Below are 17,414 nucleotides of genomic sequence, written 5' to 3' on the forward strand. Positions count from 1 at the left end.
GTTAAAGCGAACGGCTGACCGCGAGGGGGCTCATGTGCTGACGCGAGGGTGCGCTGCGCTGTCCGCTTGCCGTATAGGTCTGCGGCGTGGCGCGGCGTTGCGCTTCGGCACTGACGCCGCGAACGATTCCTTCCGAAACCGCGTGCGCGGTAGCGAGCACCGTGAGATTCACCTGGAGCATGGCGCGGAATGTGTCGTGGTGGCGTTGCAGCGCCGTGAGCAGGTCAGGCGTCGACTGAGTCATGTAGGCTTGGCTGGTTTTGAATTGCCTGATGGCGTCGACGTAGCGGCGCGACAGTTCTGTCTTCCGGCTCTCGAGCGCCATGCCTTCGCGAATCTTGCCGGCGCGCACCAGCTCGGTCTCGCGCTCGATGACGGCAAGCAGCGCGTTCATGATGTCGAGCATGTCGTCGGCGAGCTTGCGTGCGTCCGCTGGCGTCGATACCGGAGGCGGGACAAGGGACGCCTGCGGATCCCGGGATTTCGGTGTCATGCGCTCTCCTTTGAGCTTGGCTTGGTCTGGCTCGCCTGTTGCATGATCAGGGCGCGGAACACCGCGTCGGAGACGCCGACGCCGCCGGCCTTGGCGAACGATCTGGAATACTGCTCGGTGAGCATCGAGCGCCACACGCCGGTGCCTGGCGTATCGCCGAACGGGCCTTCGCCCTTCAGCCCGGACGTCATTTGCGAAAACATGGAATTGAGGAACATCGCCTCGAAATCCTCCGAGGTTGCTTTGGCTTTCTCGATTGACCGCGGAGGGACGTGTTCCAGCGCTCGCGCGAGTTGCGGATCGGGACGGCCGTTCAGCATCGGCTTCATGCGCGGGATGCTGCGATAAGCGGTGGTTATCAAGTCATTGACAGCGTGAGCTTCCATCACATCACCTCGATATCGGCTTCGATCGCGCCAGCCGCCTTGATCGCCTGTAGAATGCCGATCAGGTCGCGTGGCCCGATGCCGAGGCCGTTGAGTCCGTCGACAAGCTCCTGAAGCGAGACGCCGTTCTTGACCAGCGCGAGTTTCTTGCCGTCCTCGCTCACGCCGACGTCTGTGCGCGGTGTCACCACCGTCCGCCCGCGTGCCAGCGGATTAGGCTGGCTGACCTGCGGGCTTTCGGAAATGGACACGGTGAGATTGCCTTGCGCGACCGCGACGGTGGCGACGCGGACGTCGCGTCCCATCACGATGATCCCGGAACGTTCGTCGATAATGATCTTTGCCGCGATGTCCGGCTCGACCTGCAACTGCTCGATCTCGGTCAGGAGTGCGACGACGTTGCCCTTGTATTCTCCTGGGATGGAGAGTTGCACCGTGGACGGATCGATCGGCTCGGCCGTCTTCGTGCCGAGGAAATCGTTGACTGCGGCGGCGATGCGCTTGGCGGTGGTGAAGTCGCCGTTGCGCAGCGCCAGCCGGACATTCGGCATCCGATTCAGTGCGAATTCGATCTCGCGCTCGACGATGGCGCCGTTGGCGATGCGCCCATTGGTTGGCACGCCCTTGGTGACGCTCGCGGCGGCGCCTTCAGCGGCAAAGCCGCCGATCGCAAGCGAGCCCTGCGCCACCGCATAAACATTGCCGTCGGCGCCGAGCAACGGTGTGACGAGCAAGGTGCCGCCTTGCAGGCTTTTGGCATCGCCCATGGCCGAGACTGTGACGTCCATGCGGGTGCCTTGGGTGGCGAAGGCGGGCAGGTTGCCGGTCACCATGACGGCCGCGACGTTGCCGGTTCGGATGGTGGCGCCGCGAATGTTGACGCCCATGCGTTCCAGCATCGCCTGCAGCGACTGCTTGGTGAAAGGAATATTGTTGAGGGTGTCGCCGCTGCCGTTGAGGCCGACCACGAGGCCGTAGCCGATCAACTGGTTTTGTCGCACGCCTTCGATATTCGCGAGGTCCTTGATCCTCGAGGTGGCATGAGCAGGAGCTCCGAAAAACGCCAGCGCGAAAAGCGCGATGGCGACGATCCGGACGGCGCCCGTGAAAACAACGCCAGACATCCTCTGCTCCCCGCTGAGGTAAGGTTAGGCTGCGCCACTCCCATGACCGCCATTCGCCCATTAACTATGCGAGACGCGTGCCATCGTGATCGTTCGCGTTATCACGTTGTTTCTATTGGATGATTATGAGGTATGGCACGCCGCGTGCAAGGGCGAGAGGGGTGGCGAAGTTGCCCGCGTCGGCAGAATTTGCCGGGCATTCACGCTTCGTTAACCATAACGGCTCACGGTTCCTCTTGCTGGAGTCATCCGGCGCGCACTTCTTGGCCGGCATGGCGCGCCATCAATATTCGGGCGAGATGATCGATGCGAATTTACGGACCGAACGGCACAACGCCGGGAACGCAGGCCCCGTCCGCGCGGCGAACGGGGGGAAGCGAATTTTCTCTGCCGGACATGGCCGCTACAATGGAAAGTAGGGCCGCGGCCGCGCCGAAGGCGCCTGCCACCATCGATGCTTTGCTGGCGTTGCAGGGCGTCGAAGACGATCCGGCGGAGCGGCGCAAGCGCTCGGTACAGCGGGGCAGGGGTGCGCTGGACGTGCTCGACGATCTCAAGATCGGGCTGCTTTCCGGCAACTTCGACGCGTCAACCGTGATCCGGCTGCGCGCTGCCGCTGCCGAGCTGAAATCGTCCTCCGGCGATGCCGGTCTCGACGCGGTCCTGGCTGAAATTGAATTGCGCGTCGAGGTGGAACTGGCCAAGGCGGGGCAATTCTGAAAGCAGCCGGGACGCGATGGAACCCGTTGAAAAGATGGCCTCGATACGCTGCGCAGACCGGGTTCCACATCGGGCAGAGGAAGCAGGAACGCGAAAGCCCCGAGCTGTCAAGGATGGGTTTTGGTGCGACGATATTGTCTGTCACAAACGGCCGCTATATAAGCTCCGCCGCAGCCGGACCGTCCGTCCGGTGCCTTGCACCGAGCAGGAATGCATTTGGAAAAGTTGAAGAACTACAGGCCCTCCGAAAAAGAGCCTTTCATGAACGAGCGCCAGCGCGAATATTTTCGCGCCAAGTTGCTGGCATGGAAGGACGATATCCTCCGCGAATCGAAGGTTACGCTGCAGACTCTTCAGGAAGAGAACGTCAACCTTCCCGACCTCGCCGATCGCGCGTCCTCGGAAACCGATCGCGCCATCGAGCTGCGAGCCCGTGACCGGCAGCGGAAGCTGATCTCCAAGATTGACGCCGCTTTACAGCGAATTGAAGACAATACCTATGGCTATTGTGAGGAAACGGGCGAGCCGATCTCGCTGAAGCGGCTCGAAGCGCGGCCGATCGCGACGCTTTCTGTCGAAGCCCAGGAGCGCCACGAAAAGCGGGAAAAGATTTATCGGGACGAGTAGGGCGGGCGGCGCCTTGGCAGCGCGGACCGCGGTATAGGCGTGAGTTCGCGAGCGAAGCATGTCCTGGTGTCCGATATGTCAGTACCGGTTCGGCGCAAGGAAACGCGTCAGAATAATCGTCGGCGGCTCGCCGGCAACGGCTTACCTGAACATCTCTCGCTGCGCGTCGGTCAGGCCGGCCAGCATCTGCCGGGCCTGGCTGTAGCCGGCGGCGACCATCTCGTCGAAGCGGCTCCAATCCAGCAAGCGGCACTCGGGGACGCGCGGCTGAAACAATAGGTCGGTGAACTTTCCCATCTCCTTTTGTTTGGAGATCGAAGTGATGAACGATGACCGCAGCATCGTCTCGGGCACGCTCGGCAGACGGTAACGCCGCTTCGCACGCGGTTTCAGTTTGTCGCGCAGCAAGGCGAGCGTTCCAGGAACGCAGTCAATGTCGAACACCTGTCCGCGATCGACCGAGAGATCGACGCCAATGATGCGACCGGCGCCGAGCCGAGCCATCACGTCGACCGGGAAATTGTTGAACGTGCTGCCATCATACATCATGTGCCCGCCGACGAAGACCGGCGGCAGCGCACCGGGTATTGCGTAGCTTGCGCCGACGTTGCGGGTCAGGTCGCCTCGCAGCAGGACGGCTTCGCTACCGGCCGAAAAGTCTGACGCGATAGTGAAGAAGGTGGTCCAGCAATCCTCGCTGTCGATTGCGTCCCGGCCTGTTGCATCGCGCACGGCCTGCGTCATCGCGCTTCGCGTGCGCGCACCCTTGATCAGCGACACCAGCGGAATGAAATTGTAGTCGCCGGTGACGTTGCCCCTCGGGTGTTCGAGGAACGCCTTTCGGACGGCGGCTGCGACTTCATCCGCACTGCGCCCGAGCGCCAGTACCATCCCCATGACCGCGCCGATTGAGCTGCCGCCGAGCATGTCGACGGGAATGCCCGCCTCTTCCAGCGCCTTGATGACGCCGAGATGAGCGAAACCGCGCGCGCCTCCGCCCGACAGCACAAGTCCGACACCGCGTCCGGATACGATGCGAGCGAGCCGACGCATGTCCGCAGGCAATTGCGGGCGAATGTGAAAGTGCCGCGCATCCGGCCGCGCGTTCAGCCAACGCGCCGTGCCGGTGGGGATTGTCGTATCGGCCTTGTGCAGCAGAACCAGCGTCTGTCGCGCGATCGAAATGGGAGCGGCGGGTGACAGGAAAGCCTGCTCGACAGCCGAGAGACCGGGATCGTGGCCGGCGTCGGCGAGCAGCAGCACCTCGTCGGCGTGTCGAAGGCAAAACCGGGTCCATGCGGTGTCGCCTCCGTCGGCGGCAAGATACACGCCGCGGCTCTGAGCCTCGATTTCGTCGATATAGCCGGCAAGCGCATCGTTGCGCTGTTCAGACGAGGGATCCCGAGTGATCCCGAAGTGTCTGGCGACGTCATCGGCGGTGACGACCGTCACCGACCCGGCCTTTGCGGCTTGCGCGTTACGCAGGCTTCGCGCAAAATCGGCGGCATCCGCTCCGGACGTGACCGGCAGGATGCAGATGTTCACTGGCACCAGCGGCGCTTGTCGCTCGCGCTCGCGGAATCGCCGGATCACGACCCGCATCATCGACATTTCGATTTCCGGATGTTGCAGGATTGCGCGCTCGATCATCGCGCGCGTTACTTTGACCAGCAGCGTATCGCGCACCGCCACGATGGTTGCCGAGCGTGGCTCACCGGTGAACAGCGCGAGCTCGCCTATGGTTTCACCGCGCCCGATCTCGCCGAGAATTTTTCTCGCGCCGGAGTCTGTCTCGGAAAATGCGTGCAGCCGTCCCGACAGGACGAAGTACACGTCGTCACCGATGTCACCTTGGCGCAGTAGAATCGCGCCGGAGACGAGATCGACATATTCGGCCTCGGACCGAATGGTGTTCAGGATCGCAGCGTTGTCGGACGCAAAGTAGTCGCGAAGCACGGTCTGGAGCAGCGCGTCGCGTTGCTGAAGATCGGGATCGGGTTTTGGCGTCAATACCGCAACTCCTATTGGTTCGTTTAAGAATTTTGCATTCCGTTGCGGCAAAAGCTCTGATTTTGACACTTGCCCACAGGGTTTGCGGCAACGTGAAGCGAATGTGGAATCCGCTCCCTAGAGTCCGATTCAACCGCGTTGAATCAAACTCTGTTTTATTCTTTCATTGAGCATGATCTTGTCCGAAAACTGGTGTCCACTTTTCTGGATCATGTTCTAACGGCGCACGCGCGGCGCGCTGCGGCGAACCCAATCCCGTCCTTTCCCCGGCTTGATCCGAGCATAGCCTTCGGACCCTGCGGCTGAAACCTTCGTTCTGGTCTAGTCGCGCCCGACCCTGCCGGGAAATCCTGGCGTGGTTGGGCTGTCGCCACGCAGGCCGCTTGGCACGGCGCCTGTGCCGATCGTTCCAGGCCACGTTGTGTTCGGCACGCCCGGCATATTGACCCCGCCGGTGCTGAGGCGCGGTGAGGGCGCTGGCATCACGATAATGGGTGCTGAAGGCATAAGCGTGTAGACAGGGCGGTGCCGGTGGCGCGCTTGTGCCGTGTCGGACAAGCCGATCAGGCAGGCGGCAATGACAAGCAGGGTTCGGACGGCGAGGGTCATTGGACGCTCCGGCAGTCTCGACTTGCGGAATGTCACGGATATATAGCCATCGCAAGTGCGACGCACAGACCAAGGGTTAATCAAAATTTCGCTGCTCATTGGCGAACGAACGAGACCTGTTCTCTGTTCTTGAAGATAGACACGGCCTCCGGCAGGGGAGCCGCCGGAGGCCGCATCCCCCGAACGATGCATGGCATCGCCGGGGTCGTCGCCGTCTCGCGCCTGGGATCGCGATCCGGTGGGGAGCTCTCGAAATCTAGAACGGCAGCAGCACGTCCATCACCTGTTGACCGTAGCGCGGCTGCTGGACATCGCTGATCTGGCCGCGGCCGCCGTAGGCGATGCGGGCCTGCGCGATCTTGCTTGAATCGATAGTGTTGTCGCTCTGGATATCCTCAGGTCGCACGATGCCGGCGACGATCAATTCGCGGATTTCGTTGTTGACGCGGATTTCCTGCTTGCCTTCGACCACGAGATTGCCGTTCGGCAGCAGTTGCGTCACGACCGCGGCGACGCTGGTCTGCAAGTTCTCCTGACGTTGGACCGAGCCCTTGCCGTCGCTCAACGAGGTGGAGTCGGTGGTCAGGAGACGGCCAGGCAGGACCGCGGTTGCTGGATTGCCGATGGTTTTGCTGCCAATGAAATCGGTGATGCCGGAATCTTCCTTGCTGGTGCGGCTGCGCTGGGTCTGGTTGGCGATGTTGGCCTTGTCGGTGAAGTTCACGGTCACGGTCAGAAGGTCGCCGACCCGCGCCGCGCGCTGATCCCTGAAGAACGCGCGCGAGCCGTTCCGCCACAGCGAGTTGGCGTTGTAGGACACCGTCTCCGGTTTTGGCATCGGCATCTGCACGGGTTTGTAGCCGGGCTGCGTCGTCGGATTGTCGATCGCGGTCAGCTTGGGTGACTCGCCGATCTGCGAAAGGCGATCGATGGACGAGCATCCGCTGGCGAGGCCGGCGGCTGCTAGCAATGTGCCGGTTAGGACGATGCGGTTGATGCGCGCGAACTTCAACATGAAGGTTACTCGGCTTTTGAAGATGTGGGCGCGCCGTTCTGGGCGGAGATGTGGGCTGTTGCCGCTGCCGACGGCTCGGCGCTCGCCAGCTTGCGTGGTGCAACCGGCGTGATGGGAGACACCGACACCTGACCTCGCCCGACCACCACGCCGGACACGGTGCGCTTCGATTGCAGGTTGAGAACAGTGACGATGTCCCCCTCGGTGCCGGCTTCGGTCGCCTGGCCGCGCACGGTGAGATAAATTCCCGCGGCCTGGTAGATCAGGGTCACCGCCTCGTCGCGTTGCACAAGGTCTGGCCTGGCCAGGTCGGCGCCGTGCAGTGCCTGACCGGCGCGCATCTGCCGCCGCATCTGCATCCCGACGGCGTGGTCGCGGCTCGCGGCATCGTGGCCGACCTCGGCCTTGGGACGACGCTCCATGACGATGTCGGAAAATTTCAGCTGGGCGTTACGGTCCACGTCGCGAGCCAGCACCGCGGTCTCGACAGTCTCGACGGCGACTCCGGTGAAGCGGAGGCGGGCCGGTGCGGCGCCGGTGTCGTTGCCGACCTCGAGCGTGACGTCGAAGCGACCGTTGCGCGGGTCGAACCGGGTTACCATCGGATTGATGGCGCCGTTGTTTGCGGCGTCGAGATGGATTGCCGTAAAATCCTTATCGAAGGTCAGCAGCAGGTTCTTGGCGTCGCCAAGCCCATTGCGGTGTTCGAGCGCGACCGCGATCCGCAATTCGACGTCGTCCGGTTCGAGGGTGCGCGCGAGCCGTGTCACCGCGACGTTGCGGATGCCGTGAGTCTCGACGCCGATTACCTGATGCGCGCGGAGAACATCGAGCACCTGGGTAGCCAACAGGCTGCCCGTGGTGCCGGGGTTGGGAGAGCGGTAGATCGCAACCTGCGCTGCGTCACCGGCGTTATCGACAAGGTCGCCGATTCTCACCACCTCGTCTGTAATGTCGACACGGCCGCGAAGCACAGGGGCCGGAATGGCGGCCGCGGTCTGCATCGTGCTCGCCAGGACGACGCGGCGCGGAGCCACGTCATTGCCGGCCAGCGCCGGAATGGACGCCGCCAGCAGCGCGCCAGCGATGAGAAAGGAGCGGACGGCCATGATCAGTCTCCTTAGCGGAACAGCGCGGCTGCGGATTGCAGCATCTGGTCGGCGGCGCTGACGACTTTGGCGTTCATCTCGTAGGCACGTTGCGCGGCGATCAGGTCGGAGATTTCAGAGACCACCTCGACATTGGCCTGCTCAAGGTTCGACTGCTGCATGTCGCCGAAGCCGTCGATGTTTGCGATGCCGTCCTGAAACGGGCCGGAGGCGGGGGTCTCCTTGAAGTTGTTGTCGCCGACCGGCTGCAGGCCCGCCTTGTTGATGAAGCGAGTCAGGCCGATCTGGCCAAGCACCGTGGGAGTGGTCTGCCCCGGCAGCGTCACCGAGACCTGGCCCTGCGCGTTGATGGTAATGCCAGCGGAGTTTTGGGGAATTGTGATCGTCGGCTGCACCGGATTGCCCTGTGCATTGACGATGCGACCCTGGTTGTCCATCTGGAACGTGCCGTCGCGAGTATACTGAAAGGTGCCGTCCGGCATCTGGATCTTGAAGAAGCCTTCGCCGCGAATGGCGATGTCGAGATCGTTGCCGGTCTGCGACAGCGTGCCTTGACTCATCTGCCGCGGCGTTCCGACTGTTTTCACGCCGCCGCCGAGATCGATGCCTACGGGCAATATGGTGCCCTGAGCTGATGCCTGCGCGCCGACGCGGCGGACGTGGTCGTAGATGAGGTCTTGAAACGCGGCCCGTTGCTTCTTGTAACCGGTGGTGCGCAGGTTCGCGATATTGTTGGAGATGACCTGAACGTTTAGTTCTTGAGCCGCCATTCCGGTTGCTGCGGTATAGAGAGCACGCATGATGTGGTTTCCTTATGCCGGAACGTCGGCGAGTTTTTCGATGGCGGATCGTTGCAGATCGGTTTGCTGCTGCAACAGCGTCGCCATCTGCGTGTAGGCGCGGGACACCTCGACCATGCGGCTCATCTCGGTCACCGCATTGACGTTAGAGCGCTCAATGAAGCCCTGATGGACTTGCGCATTCGTATCCGGCTGAGCGGAATTGCCTGCGCCCGCGGCGTAGAGGTTAGAGCCCTCCTTGATCAGCTTTTGGGCTTGCGGGAAGGAGACCAGCCGCAGCGTGCCGCGGATCGAGTTGGTCGCATTGTTGATGCCCTCGATCACGGTCACGGTGCCGTCGGCGGAAATCGTAATGTCACGGTCGGTTTGCTGGAACCTGATCGGGCCGTTGGAGCCGAGCACCGGAAAGCCAGATGCCGTTACCAGTTGTCCCTGTGAATTGAGCTGTAATCCGCCGTCACGGGTGTAGCGCTCGCCGTTCGGTGTCTGCACCACCAGAAACGCCTTGCCGTCGATGGCGACATCGAGTGGGCTCTTGGTCTGCTCGGTCGGGCCGCCGGCGAAGTCGTGGAAGGTGGCGCGGTCCTGGACAAAGCTTAAGCGGCGGTCGCGGCCCACGAAGTTGTCTTCGTGCGCTCCCGGCATCAGGTATTCCTCGAACAGTGAGCGATCGGCCTTGTAACCGTTGGTGTTGACGTTCGCGACGTTGTTCGCAATGACGTCTATCCGCCGTTCGAGCATCATCTGCCGCGACAGTCCGATGAGGAGCGTATTCTCCATCGGTTGTTCTCCCCTTGAGACTCCGTGTGAAGAAGGCCCTCCCAGGCCGCGACACCGGATCGATCGAACCTCGGGGCTCTCCCAAGCCTGCGGTTCAAGAAAGGGATAGCGAAAGCCGTGCCAGCTTCAGAAGCGATGGATTATCAGTCGTTTATTGAAATCTGCCCCGTGGGGGACCGGGTAATTAAGGCCCTGTTGACCATATCGGCCCGGCAAAATCTTCCTAGTTATGGTTAAAAGAAAGGTTCCGTTAACCATTGCGTACCTAGTGTGGCAGCCCAGAAGTTCTCCGCATTTTCGCCACTACCTCGAAAGCGAACTTCTGACCAAAACACACCAGAATGGATGCTGGTGAACGTCGAATTCGAAGTTCGCTAGCCGTTGCGGGAGCGACGAGCTTCGGATCCGGGCACGAGTGTCAAGGCAATAGGGCGCGTGCGCGCCGGCGGCATCTGTTCTGCGTATCCAGCCTGCTCGGCGGCATCGGACCGACCCTGGGTGAAAGGGCGAGCTGACGATGGCAGAGAATGATCAGGCTGAAAAAGCGGCAGATCGAGACGCGCCGCCGGCCAAGAAAAGGTTCAAGCTGATTGTCGCGGTCGGCGCCGTGCTGCTGATTCTCGTCACCGGCGGCAGCATCTGGTTCTTTTTATTCCGCCATCACGACGGCGTGCAGCTTGCCGAAGCGCCGCCGCCGAAGCCGCCGTCCTTCGTCGACATACCGGACATGCTGGTCAACCTGGTTGGCGCGCCCGGAGAGCGGGTGCAATATCTGAAAGTGAAGGTCGTTCTTGAGGTGAAGGAGGAGCCGCAGGTCGAGAAGATCAAGCCGGCGCTGCCGCGGGTTACCGATCTGTTTCAGACTTATATGCGCGAGTTGCGTCCAAGTGATCTCAACGGTTCTGCCGGGTTATTCCGCCTGAAGGAAGAACTGACCAAACGGGTGAATGCTGTGATCTCGCCTGATCATGTCAATGCGGTGCTGTTCAAGGAAGTCGTCATCCAGTGAGGAGTGCCGCTGTTTTTGAAGTTGCTACATCATATGCCGCAAGCTCGTATCAGGAGCTTCAAATCGCAAGCGGCACTCCAAGGAACGAACTTCGGAAACGGGCGCTAGCGCGGAAAAGGGATCATGGCGGACGACAGTGATCAGATCGATCAGGATGCAATCGCAGCCCAGTGGGAAGCCTCGCTCGACTCGGAGGATCCAGCCGAAGCTGCGAAGTCCGCTGCCGCGAATGAACTCACGGATGCGATGGCGGAACAATGGGCCGCCATGGTCGACGACGGCGGCCGCGATTTCGGCAGCGGCAAAAACGGCGGCGAGCGGGTTCTATCGCAGGAGGAAATCGACAACCTGCTCGGCTTTAGCGTCGGCGAGATCAACATCGACGACAATTCGGGCATTCGGGCGATCATCGACTCGGCGATGGTGTCGTATGAGCGCCTGCCGATGCTGGAGATCGTGTTCGACCGCCTGGTGCGGCTCATGACGACGTCGCTGCGCAATTTCACTTCCGACAACGTCGAGGTCTCGCTTGATCGCATCACGTCGGTCCGTTTTGGCGACTACCTGAATTCGATACCCCTGCCGGCGGTGCTCAGCGTGTTCAAGGCCGAGGAGTGGGAGAACTTCGGGCTGGCGATGGTGGATTCCAGCCTGATCTACTCCATGATCGACGTGTTGCTGGGTGGCCGTCGCGGCCAGACCTCGCTCCGCATCGAAGGGCGGCCCTACACGACGATTGAAACCAATCTGGTAAAGCGGCTGGTGGAAGTTGTTCTAGCCGACGCGGAGCAGGCGTTTCGGCCGCTTTCGCCGGTGTCGTTTTCGATCGACCGTCTCGAAACCAATCCGCGGTTCGCGGCGATCACCCGTCCGGCCAATGCGGCGATCCTGGTCCGGCTGCGGATCGACATGGAAGATCGTGGCGGCACCATCGAACTGCTGCTTCCCTACGCCACCATTGAACCGATCCGCAACGTTCTGTTGCAGATGTTCATGGGTGAAAAGTTCGGCCGTGATCCCATCTGGGAAAGCCACCTCGCCACCGAGATCTCGCAGGCGCAGATCGCCGTGGACGCTGTGTTGTATGAGGCCGAAATCCCGCTCAAGCAGCTTATGACCTTGAAGGTCGGCGACACCCTTGCGCTTGAAATGCGGCCCGATGCGTCGGTGGCGGTTCGGTGCGGCAGCGTTACGCTCACCGAAGGCCGCATGGGGCGGGTCGGTGACCGCGTCGCCATTCGCGTGTCGAGACATTTGCGCAAACCGAACACCACCTTCGCCATGTTCGAGAGAGCGGACGAGCAGACCAAGATGATGGAGGCCCAATGAACCACTCTTTCGGATTAGCGATCGAGAGCCTTGTTGCGGTTCTTCTCGTTCTGACAATCGGTTACTGCATGCTACTGAACAAGCGGCTGAAGCGGCTGAGGTCGGATGAACAGTCGCTCAAGGCGACGATCAGCGAACTGATCACAGCGACCGAGATCGCCGAGCGCGCCATCGGCGGGCTGAAGCACACCGTGCGCGACGTCAACGACAATCTCGGTAACCAGATTTCGTTGGCCACCGATTTGTCGCGACAGTTGGCGAAGCAACTGGCTGAGGGCGATGCCGTCATGCGGCGGCTGACTAGGATCGCGCTTGCGGCGCGCCCGCCGGCGGCCCCGGAACCGGAGGCCGTGACGAGCGATGCCCGCTCTGTCGCAGCCGCGGCGCGGGCATTTTCCGAACGCAAAAGGACGAACGGCCTCGCTGCATGAGTGCTTTCAGGGACATCCGGGTCATTCCCGTCGTAGCGGCTGCGATCTTCGGCCTTGCGGTGCTCAAGGTCGCGGGGCTCGTGATCGACGGCGGCTATGTCTTCGATGTCCGGCGGGATTCAGCCCCTCCATCATGGGCGCAGGAGAATTTGAACTTTCCAGGCGCAGCTCCGGACGCGGGCGACATCACCGGATCGGTCGAGGCGAAGAACAAAGAAGCCGCCGCCAAGGACAGTGCGGGAGACGATAAGGCGAAGCACGAAGAACCCGCCCAGCCAGCAGACACGCCGGGAGTGGCGAAGGTAGACGCTCTCCCCGAGCCGGGTCAGTCTGTGTCGCCCTCCGAGCGGGCCATCCTCGAGCGCCTTCAGAGCCGGCGACAGGAAATCGAAGCACGTGCTCGGGAAATTGACATTCGCGAAAGCCTCTTGCAAGCCGCTGAACATCGCATCCAGGGCCGCGTCGAGCAGATGAAGGACATCGAAGCGCGGATCGCGACCGCGACCGAGGAGAAGAACGAGGCCGAGATTGCCCGCTTCAAGGGTCTCGTGACGATGTACGAGAACATGAAGCCGAAGGAGGCGGCCAAGGTGTTTGACCGGCTGGAAATGCCGGTACTGTTCGAGATCGCCTCGAAGATCGCGCCGCGCAAGATGTCGGAGATTCTCGGTCAGATGTCTCCCGAAGCTGCGGAACGATTGACGGTTGAACTGGCGCGCCGTGCGAGCGGTGGCAACGCCACCGCGGCCTCCAATCTTCCGAAGATCGAGGGCCAGCCGACGCAGTCGACTCGCAACTAGTGGCCCGATTCTAATATTCGCATTCTGCTTCAGCGAGCTTCCTTGCAAAGGTTAGAATCAAAGGACCGCTAGCAACTATTGGGTTTCTAATGGAGTTTTTGAATTTGACATTCGCTTGCCGGCTTTGCTGCGACGTGGGTAGCGAACGTCAAATTCACTCCACGAGGATCGTTGTTTAAAAGTCCTTAATTCCACAATCCTAGTGTTGGTCTGACCGGCGTGCGAGCGTCCGGTCACGGATTCGAGTCGAGAGACTATCTGGAATGGCGCGGACGATTGCCGCTCGATGTTGGTCGCAAGCGCGCGCTTGCGCGCGGCGGCTTCGGCGCGACTTTATTCCGGTGGTCGCGACAGCCGTGCTGCTGCTGGCCGCGGCGTTTCCCGATGCAAGTCGCGCGCAGGTGGTCCAAGGAGAGGCGAGCTTTGTGGCGGCGAACGGTTTCGCGCGCCTCGTGCTTACGCTCGAGGATGATGTCGATTCCGAGGTGACGGTGGCGGGAACCGTCCTTCTGATCCGATTCAAGCGGCCGGTGGATATTCCCGTCGACAGGATCTCGGACGCGGTGCCGGACTATGTCGGCTCGGCGCGCCGCGATCCGGATGGTTCGGCCATTCGTCTGGCGCTGGCGCGCAAGGTCACCGTCAATACAATGACCGCCGGCGAGCGCGTCTTCATCGATTTGATGCCTGACGGCTGGAAGGGGCCGCCGCCTGAATTGCCCCAGGAGGTGGTTCGAGAACTGGCGGAACGTGCCCGCGCCGCCGAGCGCGCCTTGCGCGAACAGCGCAGCCTCGAAGCGGCGAAGAAGCGGTCACCGGTTCGCGTGCGCGCTTCGTTGCAGCCGACCTTCGTGCGCTATGTTTTTGAGCTGCCGGACGGCAGCGGCGTATCTTCCAACCTCAATGAGCAAACGCTTGCGCTGTTGTTCAAGCCTGTGCTGACGTTCGATCTGGCGGATGCGAAACTGGTGGCGCCGGCCAATATCGGCTCGATCGCGCAGAAGGTCGACGGCGAGGGCTCGCGGATCGAAATAAAACTGATCGGCGATGTCGATGTGCATTCGTTTCGTGAAGAGAAGAACTACATCGTCGATATCGGCTTTCAGCAGACCGGCAAACCGATACTGCCGGTGCCGCTCGCGTCAACCGAAGCTCGGCCGCAGGGCGCTTCCGCCGGAAAGGCAGTCGAGATTCCGCCGCCGACCTCTCAGACGATTGCGGAGCAAGCCGGGTTGACGGTTCGGCCTCCGGCGTCTGATGTCAAACCCGCGCCGGCGGCAAAAACTTCCGAAGCCGCGCCGGCTATCGCTGCACCTCTCGCGTCTGTTCAGTCTCCGGTCGAAAAGCCGGTTGCCGCCGCAGCGCCCTCCACCGCTCCTTCAAAGGCGGACGTTTCAGAAGCGAAGCCGGTAGAGGAGAAGCCAGCAGAAAATATTGCTATCAAGCAGGACTCCGTAAAGGCCGCGGCGTCGGAGCCTGGGATCGCTCCGGCGCCATCAAGAAAGGCAATCGCGCATGACGCTGTGACCCTCGACGCTGAGAGACGCACCGAGGGTTTTCGTCTGACGTTCGGATTCGGCGCGCCGGCGCCGGCCGCGCTGTTCCGGCGGGCCGATACGGTGTGGCTGGTGTTCGATTCCGAGCAGCCGATCGATACCGGCGCGATTCAAAAGGAGGGCGGGTCGCTCATCACCGACATCGATCGCCGTCCCTTGAACAACGGGCAGGCAATTCGTATCCGCCTGGCTCGTCCGCAATTGGCCTCCCTCTCGGCCGGAGACTCGAAGGGGTCTGCATCCGCCGCGGCGGGCGAGAGCTGGATCGTGACGTTTGCCGATGCCGTGCAACAGCCATCGCGCGCGCTTTCTGCACAGCGCAATGTGATCGATCGGGCTCACGCTAGCGTCACTGTGCCGCTCGCAGGCCCCGGCAAGCTGCACCGGATCGTCGATCCCGACTCGGGCACTGCCCTGATGGTTGTGACCGCGCTGCCACCGGCGCGTGGCTTTATCAGGCGTCAGCAATTCGTGGAGTTTTCGCTGGGTGAATCGATCCATGGCGTGGTGGTCGAGCCCAAGTCAGACGATATTGCCGTCGAGGTCGCGTCCGACAAGGTCACGGTGACCCGACGGGGCGGTCTTACCCTGTCGGCGGCCAATGCTGCGCCCGAGCGCGGCGTGACCGCGGCGCAGCCGATCTTCGATGTCGAGCAATGGCAGAAGGACAGCAAGGCCGATCTCTTCAAGCGGCTCGATGAACTGGTCGACGCTGCGTCGACGGCGGGTGACGATGATGCGCGGACCACGGCACGGATCGACCTCGCCCGGTTCTACATGGCGCGCGGCTTCTATCACGAAGCCAGGGCGGTTCTTGACCTCGCATTGTCCGAACGGAATCCCGGACAGGAAGATCCGGTTCTGCTGATCCTACATTCAGTTGCGAGTTCGCTGACGAACTATACGGCGTCGGCTATGCGGGATCTGGCTAATCCGGCGATCGGAGCCAACTACGATTCTCAACTCTGGAAGGCACTTGCGCTCGCGGAGCAGCATAAGTGGGCGGAGGCACGGGAGAAGTTCAAAAACGCTCATTTCGCCATATCGGTATTGCCAATCGATTTGCAGCGCGAGATCGTCGCTGCTGCGATGCGAGCCTCGCTCGAGGTCGGGGATTTTTCCGGGGTCGCTTCGTGCAGCAGCGATCTCGACGCGCTCGGCATTCCCGACGAGTTGAAGCCGCGGATTACAGTTATGCGCGGACGGCTGTCGGAAGCGCTCGGGCGCGACAAGGATGCGCTTGCTCAGTACAAGAAGGTGATGGCCTCGCCGGACCGCGAAGCCGCCACCGAGGCGCAGCTTCACAACATCGCGCTGAGACAGAAGCGCAACGAGATCAAACCGGAAGATGCGCTGCGCGATCTCGAAACGCTGTCGGTGATGTGGCGCGGCGATAGGCTGGAAGTGCAGACGCTGAAGATGCTGATGGCGCTCTACATCGATACCCGCCGCTATACGGAGGCGCTGGCGGCGTCAAGGACGGCCACGCGGTTGGAACCGGACTCCGCGGTGTCGCGCCAGATTCAGGATGACGCGGCGGCGCTGTTCGCCCAGCTCTTCCTCAGCACGAAAGGCGACAATCTTCCGCCGGTCGATGCGTTGGCGATGTTCTACGACTTTCGCGACCTGACTCCGATTGGCCGTCGCGGCGACGAGATGATCCGGCGGCTCGCGGATCGTCTGGTCGCCTTCGATCTGCTCGATCAGGCGGGCGAACTCCTGCAATACCAGATCGATCATCGGCTGGAGGGTGCAGCGCGCGCGCAGGTCGCCGCGCGGTTGGCAATGGTCTATCTGATGAACCGCAAGCCGGACCGGGCAATCGCCGCACTTCGCACGACGCGGATCGCGGATCTCGCCGGTGAATTACGTCAGCAGCGCTTGCTGCTCGAAGCGCGCGCGCAGAGCGATGTCGGCCGGCGCGATCTCGCGCTCGATATCATCTCAAATCTCGCCGGGCGTGAGGCGGTTCATCTGCGGTCCGATATTTACTGGGCGTCTCGGCGCTGGCGCGAGGCGTCCGAACAGATCGAGCTTTATTACGGCGAGCGCTGGCGCGATTTCAAACCGCTCAAGCCGAACGAGAAGAGCGACATCATTCGCGCTGTCATCGGCTACGCGCTCTCCGAGGACGCGCTTGGGCTTGCGCGCTTCCGCGAAAAATATGCACCGCTGATGAACGGTAGCGCGGATAAGGTCGCTTTTGATACCGCGAGCAAGCCAGCGGCAGGCAACAGCGCCGAATTCGAGCAGATCGCCAAGATGGCGGCGAAGGTGGATACGCTGAGCGGCTTCCTGCGCGAAATGAAATCGCGCTTTCCCGACATGACGACAAAAACGTCACCGCCGCCCGAAGAGGCAGCGGCAGATCCGTCTCCCACGGGCACGCTGCCGCAGATCGTCGGATCTGAGCGCGCCGAGGCATCACGCTGACGGATGTGTGTACCCGACGCAGGGTCACCGCCGCATGAGCAGGCCGACTTGGACGAATGGGATGCCTTCGTCGCCTACCGCCCGCTCGATATTCAATGACGCATGGAAGCAGCGGAGGGCACAGACAGAGCGATCAACGCCGTCTATCGTCGCGAGCGCGATCCTGCGGGAACGAGATAGGGT

General features: G+C 62.0%; 16 protein-coding genes. 7 read left to right on the top strand and 9 right to left on the bottom strand.

Going from position 1 to position 17,414, the window contains the following annotated elements; all coding sequences use genetic code 11:
• Position 1: 1 nt before the first annotated feature.
• Genes ACM561_RS06100 through ACM561_RS06110 form a run of 3 tightly spaced genes read right to left on the bottom strand, consistent with a single transcriptional unit; the run spans position 2 to position 2,003 of the window.
• A complete protein-coding gene (locus ACM561_RS06100) occupies positions 2-493 on the bottom strand; it encodes a hypothetical protein (protein WP_425908801.1) in 492 nt (163 codons plus the stop codon).
• Positions 490-879, bottom strand: coding sequence for a flagellar assembly peptidoglycan hydrolase FlgJ (gene flgJ, locus ACM561_RS06105; RefSeq protein ID WP_425908803.1), 390 nt, complete (start codon positions 877-879; stop codon positions 490-492). Before flgJ ends, ACM561_RS06100 begins: the two co-directional genes overlap by 4 nt.
• Positions 879-2,003, bottom strand: coding sequence for a flagellar basal body P-ring protein FlgI (locus ACM561_RS06110; RefSeq protein WP_425908805.1), 1,125 nt, complete (start codon positions 2,001-2,003; stop codon positions 879-881). Before ACM561_RS06110 ends, flgJ begins: the two co-directional genes overlap by 1 nt.
• A 306-nt stretch (positions 2,004-2,309) precedes the next feature.
• Between ACM561_RS06110 and ACM561_RS06115 the strand changes: the two genes are divergently transcribed.
• Together ACM561_RS06115 and dksA are read left to right on the top strand one after the other, a co-directional pair.
• Positions 2,310-2,723: a flagellar assembly protein FliX gene (locus ACM561_RS06115; protein ID WP_425908807.1), complete on the top strand. Its 414-nt coding sequence runs from the start codon at positions 2,310-2,312 to the stop codon at positions 2,721-2,723.
• Between the two features lie 261 nt (positions 2,724-2,984).
• The gene (dksA, locus tag ACM561_RS06120; RefSeq protein ID WP_244553437.1) at positions 2,985-3,350 is read left to right on the top strand and encodes an RNA polymerase-binding protein DksA; all 366 of its coding nucleotides are present in this window, start codon (positions 2,985-2,987) and stop codon (positions 3,348-3,350) included.
• Between the two features lie 141 nt (positions 3,351-3,491).
• On the opposite strand, the gene ACM561_RS06125 is transcribed toward dksA, so the two are convergent.
• The 6 genes from ACM561_RS06125 to flgF all read right to left on the bottom strand — a co-directional run bounded on the left by ACM561_RS06125 (position 3,492) and on the right by flgF (position 9,673).
• Positions 3,492-5,360 (bottom strand): patatin-like phospholipase family protein, encoded by a 1,869-nt coding sequence (locus tag ACM561_RS06125; protein WP_425908808.1) that lies wholly within the window; start codon positions 5,358-5,360, stop codon positions 3,492-3,494.
• Between the two features lie 321 nt (positions 5,361-5,681).
• Positions 5,682-5,969, bottom strand: a complete 288-nt coding sequence (locus ACM561_RS06130; RefSeq protein ID WP_425908809.1) for a hypothetical protein — start codon at positions 5,967-5,969, stop codon at positions 5,682-5,684.
• 256 nt (positions 5,970-6,225) lie between these two features.
• Complete coding sequence (gene flgH / locus ACM561_RS06135) at positions 6,226-6,984, bottom strand: flagellar basal body L-ring protein FlgH (protein ID WP_425908811.1); 759 nt, start codon at positions 6,982-6,984, stop codon at positions 6,226-6,228.
• A gap of 5 nt (positions 6,985-6,989) precedes the next feature.
• A complete protein-coding gene (gene flgA, locus ACM561_RS06140; RefSeq protein WP_425908813.1) occupies positions 6,990-8,093 on the bottom strand; it encodes a flagellar basal body P-ring formation chaperone FlgA in 1,104 nt (367 codons plus the stop codon).
• Between the two features lie 11 nt (positions 8,094-8,104).
• Positions 8,105-8,893, bottom strand: coding sequence for a flagellar basal-body rod protein FlgG (gene flgG, locus ACM561_RS06145; RefSeq protein WP_079446165.1), 789 nt, complete (start codon positions 8,891-8,893; stop codon positions 8,105-8,107).
• A 12-nt stretch (positions 8,894-8,905) separates the two neighbouring features.
• Positions 8,906-9,673: a flagellar basal-body rod protein FlgF gene (gene flgF / locus ACM561_RS06150; RefSeq protein WP_309774245.1), complete on the bottom strand. Its 768-nt coding sequence runs from the start codon at positions 9,671-9,673 to the stop codon at positions 8,906-8,908.
• A 517-nt stretch (positions 9,674-10,190) separates the two neighbouring features.
• Between flgF and fliL the strand changes: the two genes are divergently transcribed.
• From fliL to ACM561_RS06175, 5 genes are all read left to right on the top strand, one after another.
• Positions 10,191-10,682, top strand: a complete 492-nt coding sequence (gene fliL / locus ACM561_RS06155) for a flagellar basal body-associated protein FliL (RefSeq protein WP_425908816.1) — start codon at positions 10,191-10,193, stop codon at positions 10,680-10,682.
• Between the two features lie 123 nt (positions 10,683-10,805).
• Entirely contained in the window at positions 10,806-12,011 is a 1,206-nt protein-coding gene (gene fliM / locus ACM561_RS06160; RefSeq protein WP_425908817.1) for a flagellar motor switch protein FliM, read from the top strand.
• On the top strand, positions 12,008-12,442 hold the full coding sequence (locus ACM561_RS06165) for a DUF6468 domain-containing protein (RefSeq protein ID WP_425908819.1): 435 nt from the start codon (positions 12,008-12,010) through the stop codon (positions 12,440-12,442). Before fliM ends, ACM561_RS06165 begins: the two co-directional genes overlap by 4 nt.
• The gene (locus ACM561_RS06170) at positions 12,439-13,242 is read left to right on the top strand and encodes a MotE family protein (RefSeq protein WP_425908820.1); all 804 of its coding nucleotides are present in this window, start codon (positions 12,439-12,441) and stop codon (positions 13,240-13,242) included. Before ACM561_RS06165 ends, ACM561_RS06170 begins: the two co-directional genes overlap by 4 nt.
• A 263-nt stretch (positions 13,243-13,505) precedes the next feature.
• Complete coding sequence (locus tag ACM561_RS06175; RefSeq protein WP_425908822.1) at positions 13,506-17,231, top strand: tetratricopeptide repeat protein; 3,726 nt, start codon at positions 13,506-13,508, stop codon at positions 17,229-17,231.
• The last annotated feature ends 183 nt before the right edge of the window (positions 17,232-17,414 follow it).

The organism is Nitrobacter sp. TKz-YC02 (assembly GCF_049852135.1).
Classification (GTDB): Bacteria; Pseudomonadota; Alphaproteobacteria; order Rhizobiales; family Xanthobacteraceae; genus Nitrobacter; species Nitrobacter vulgaris.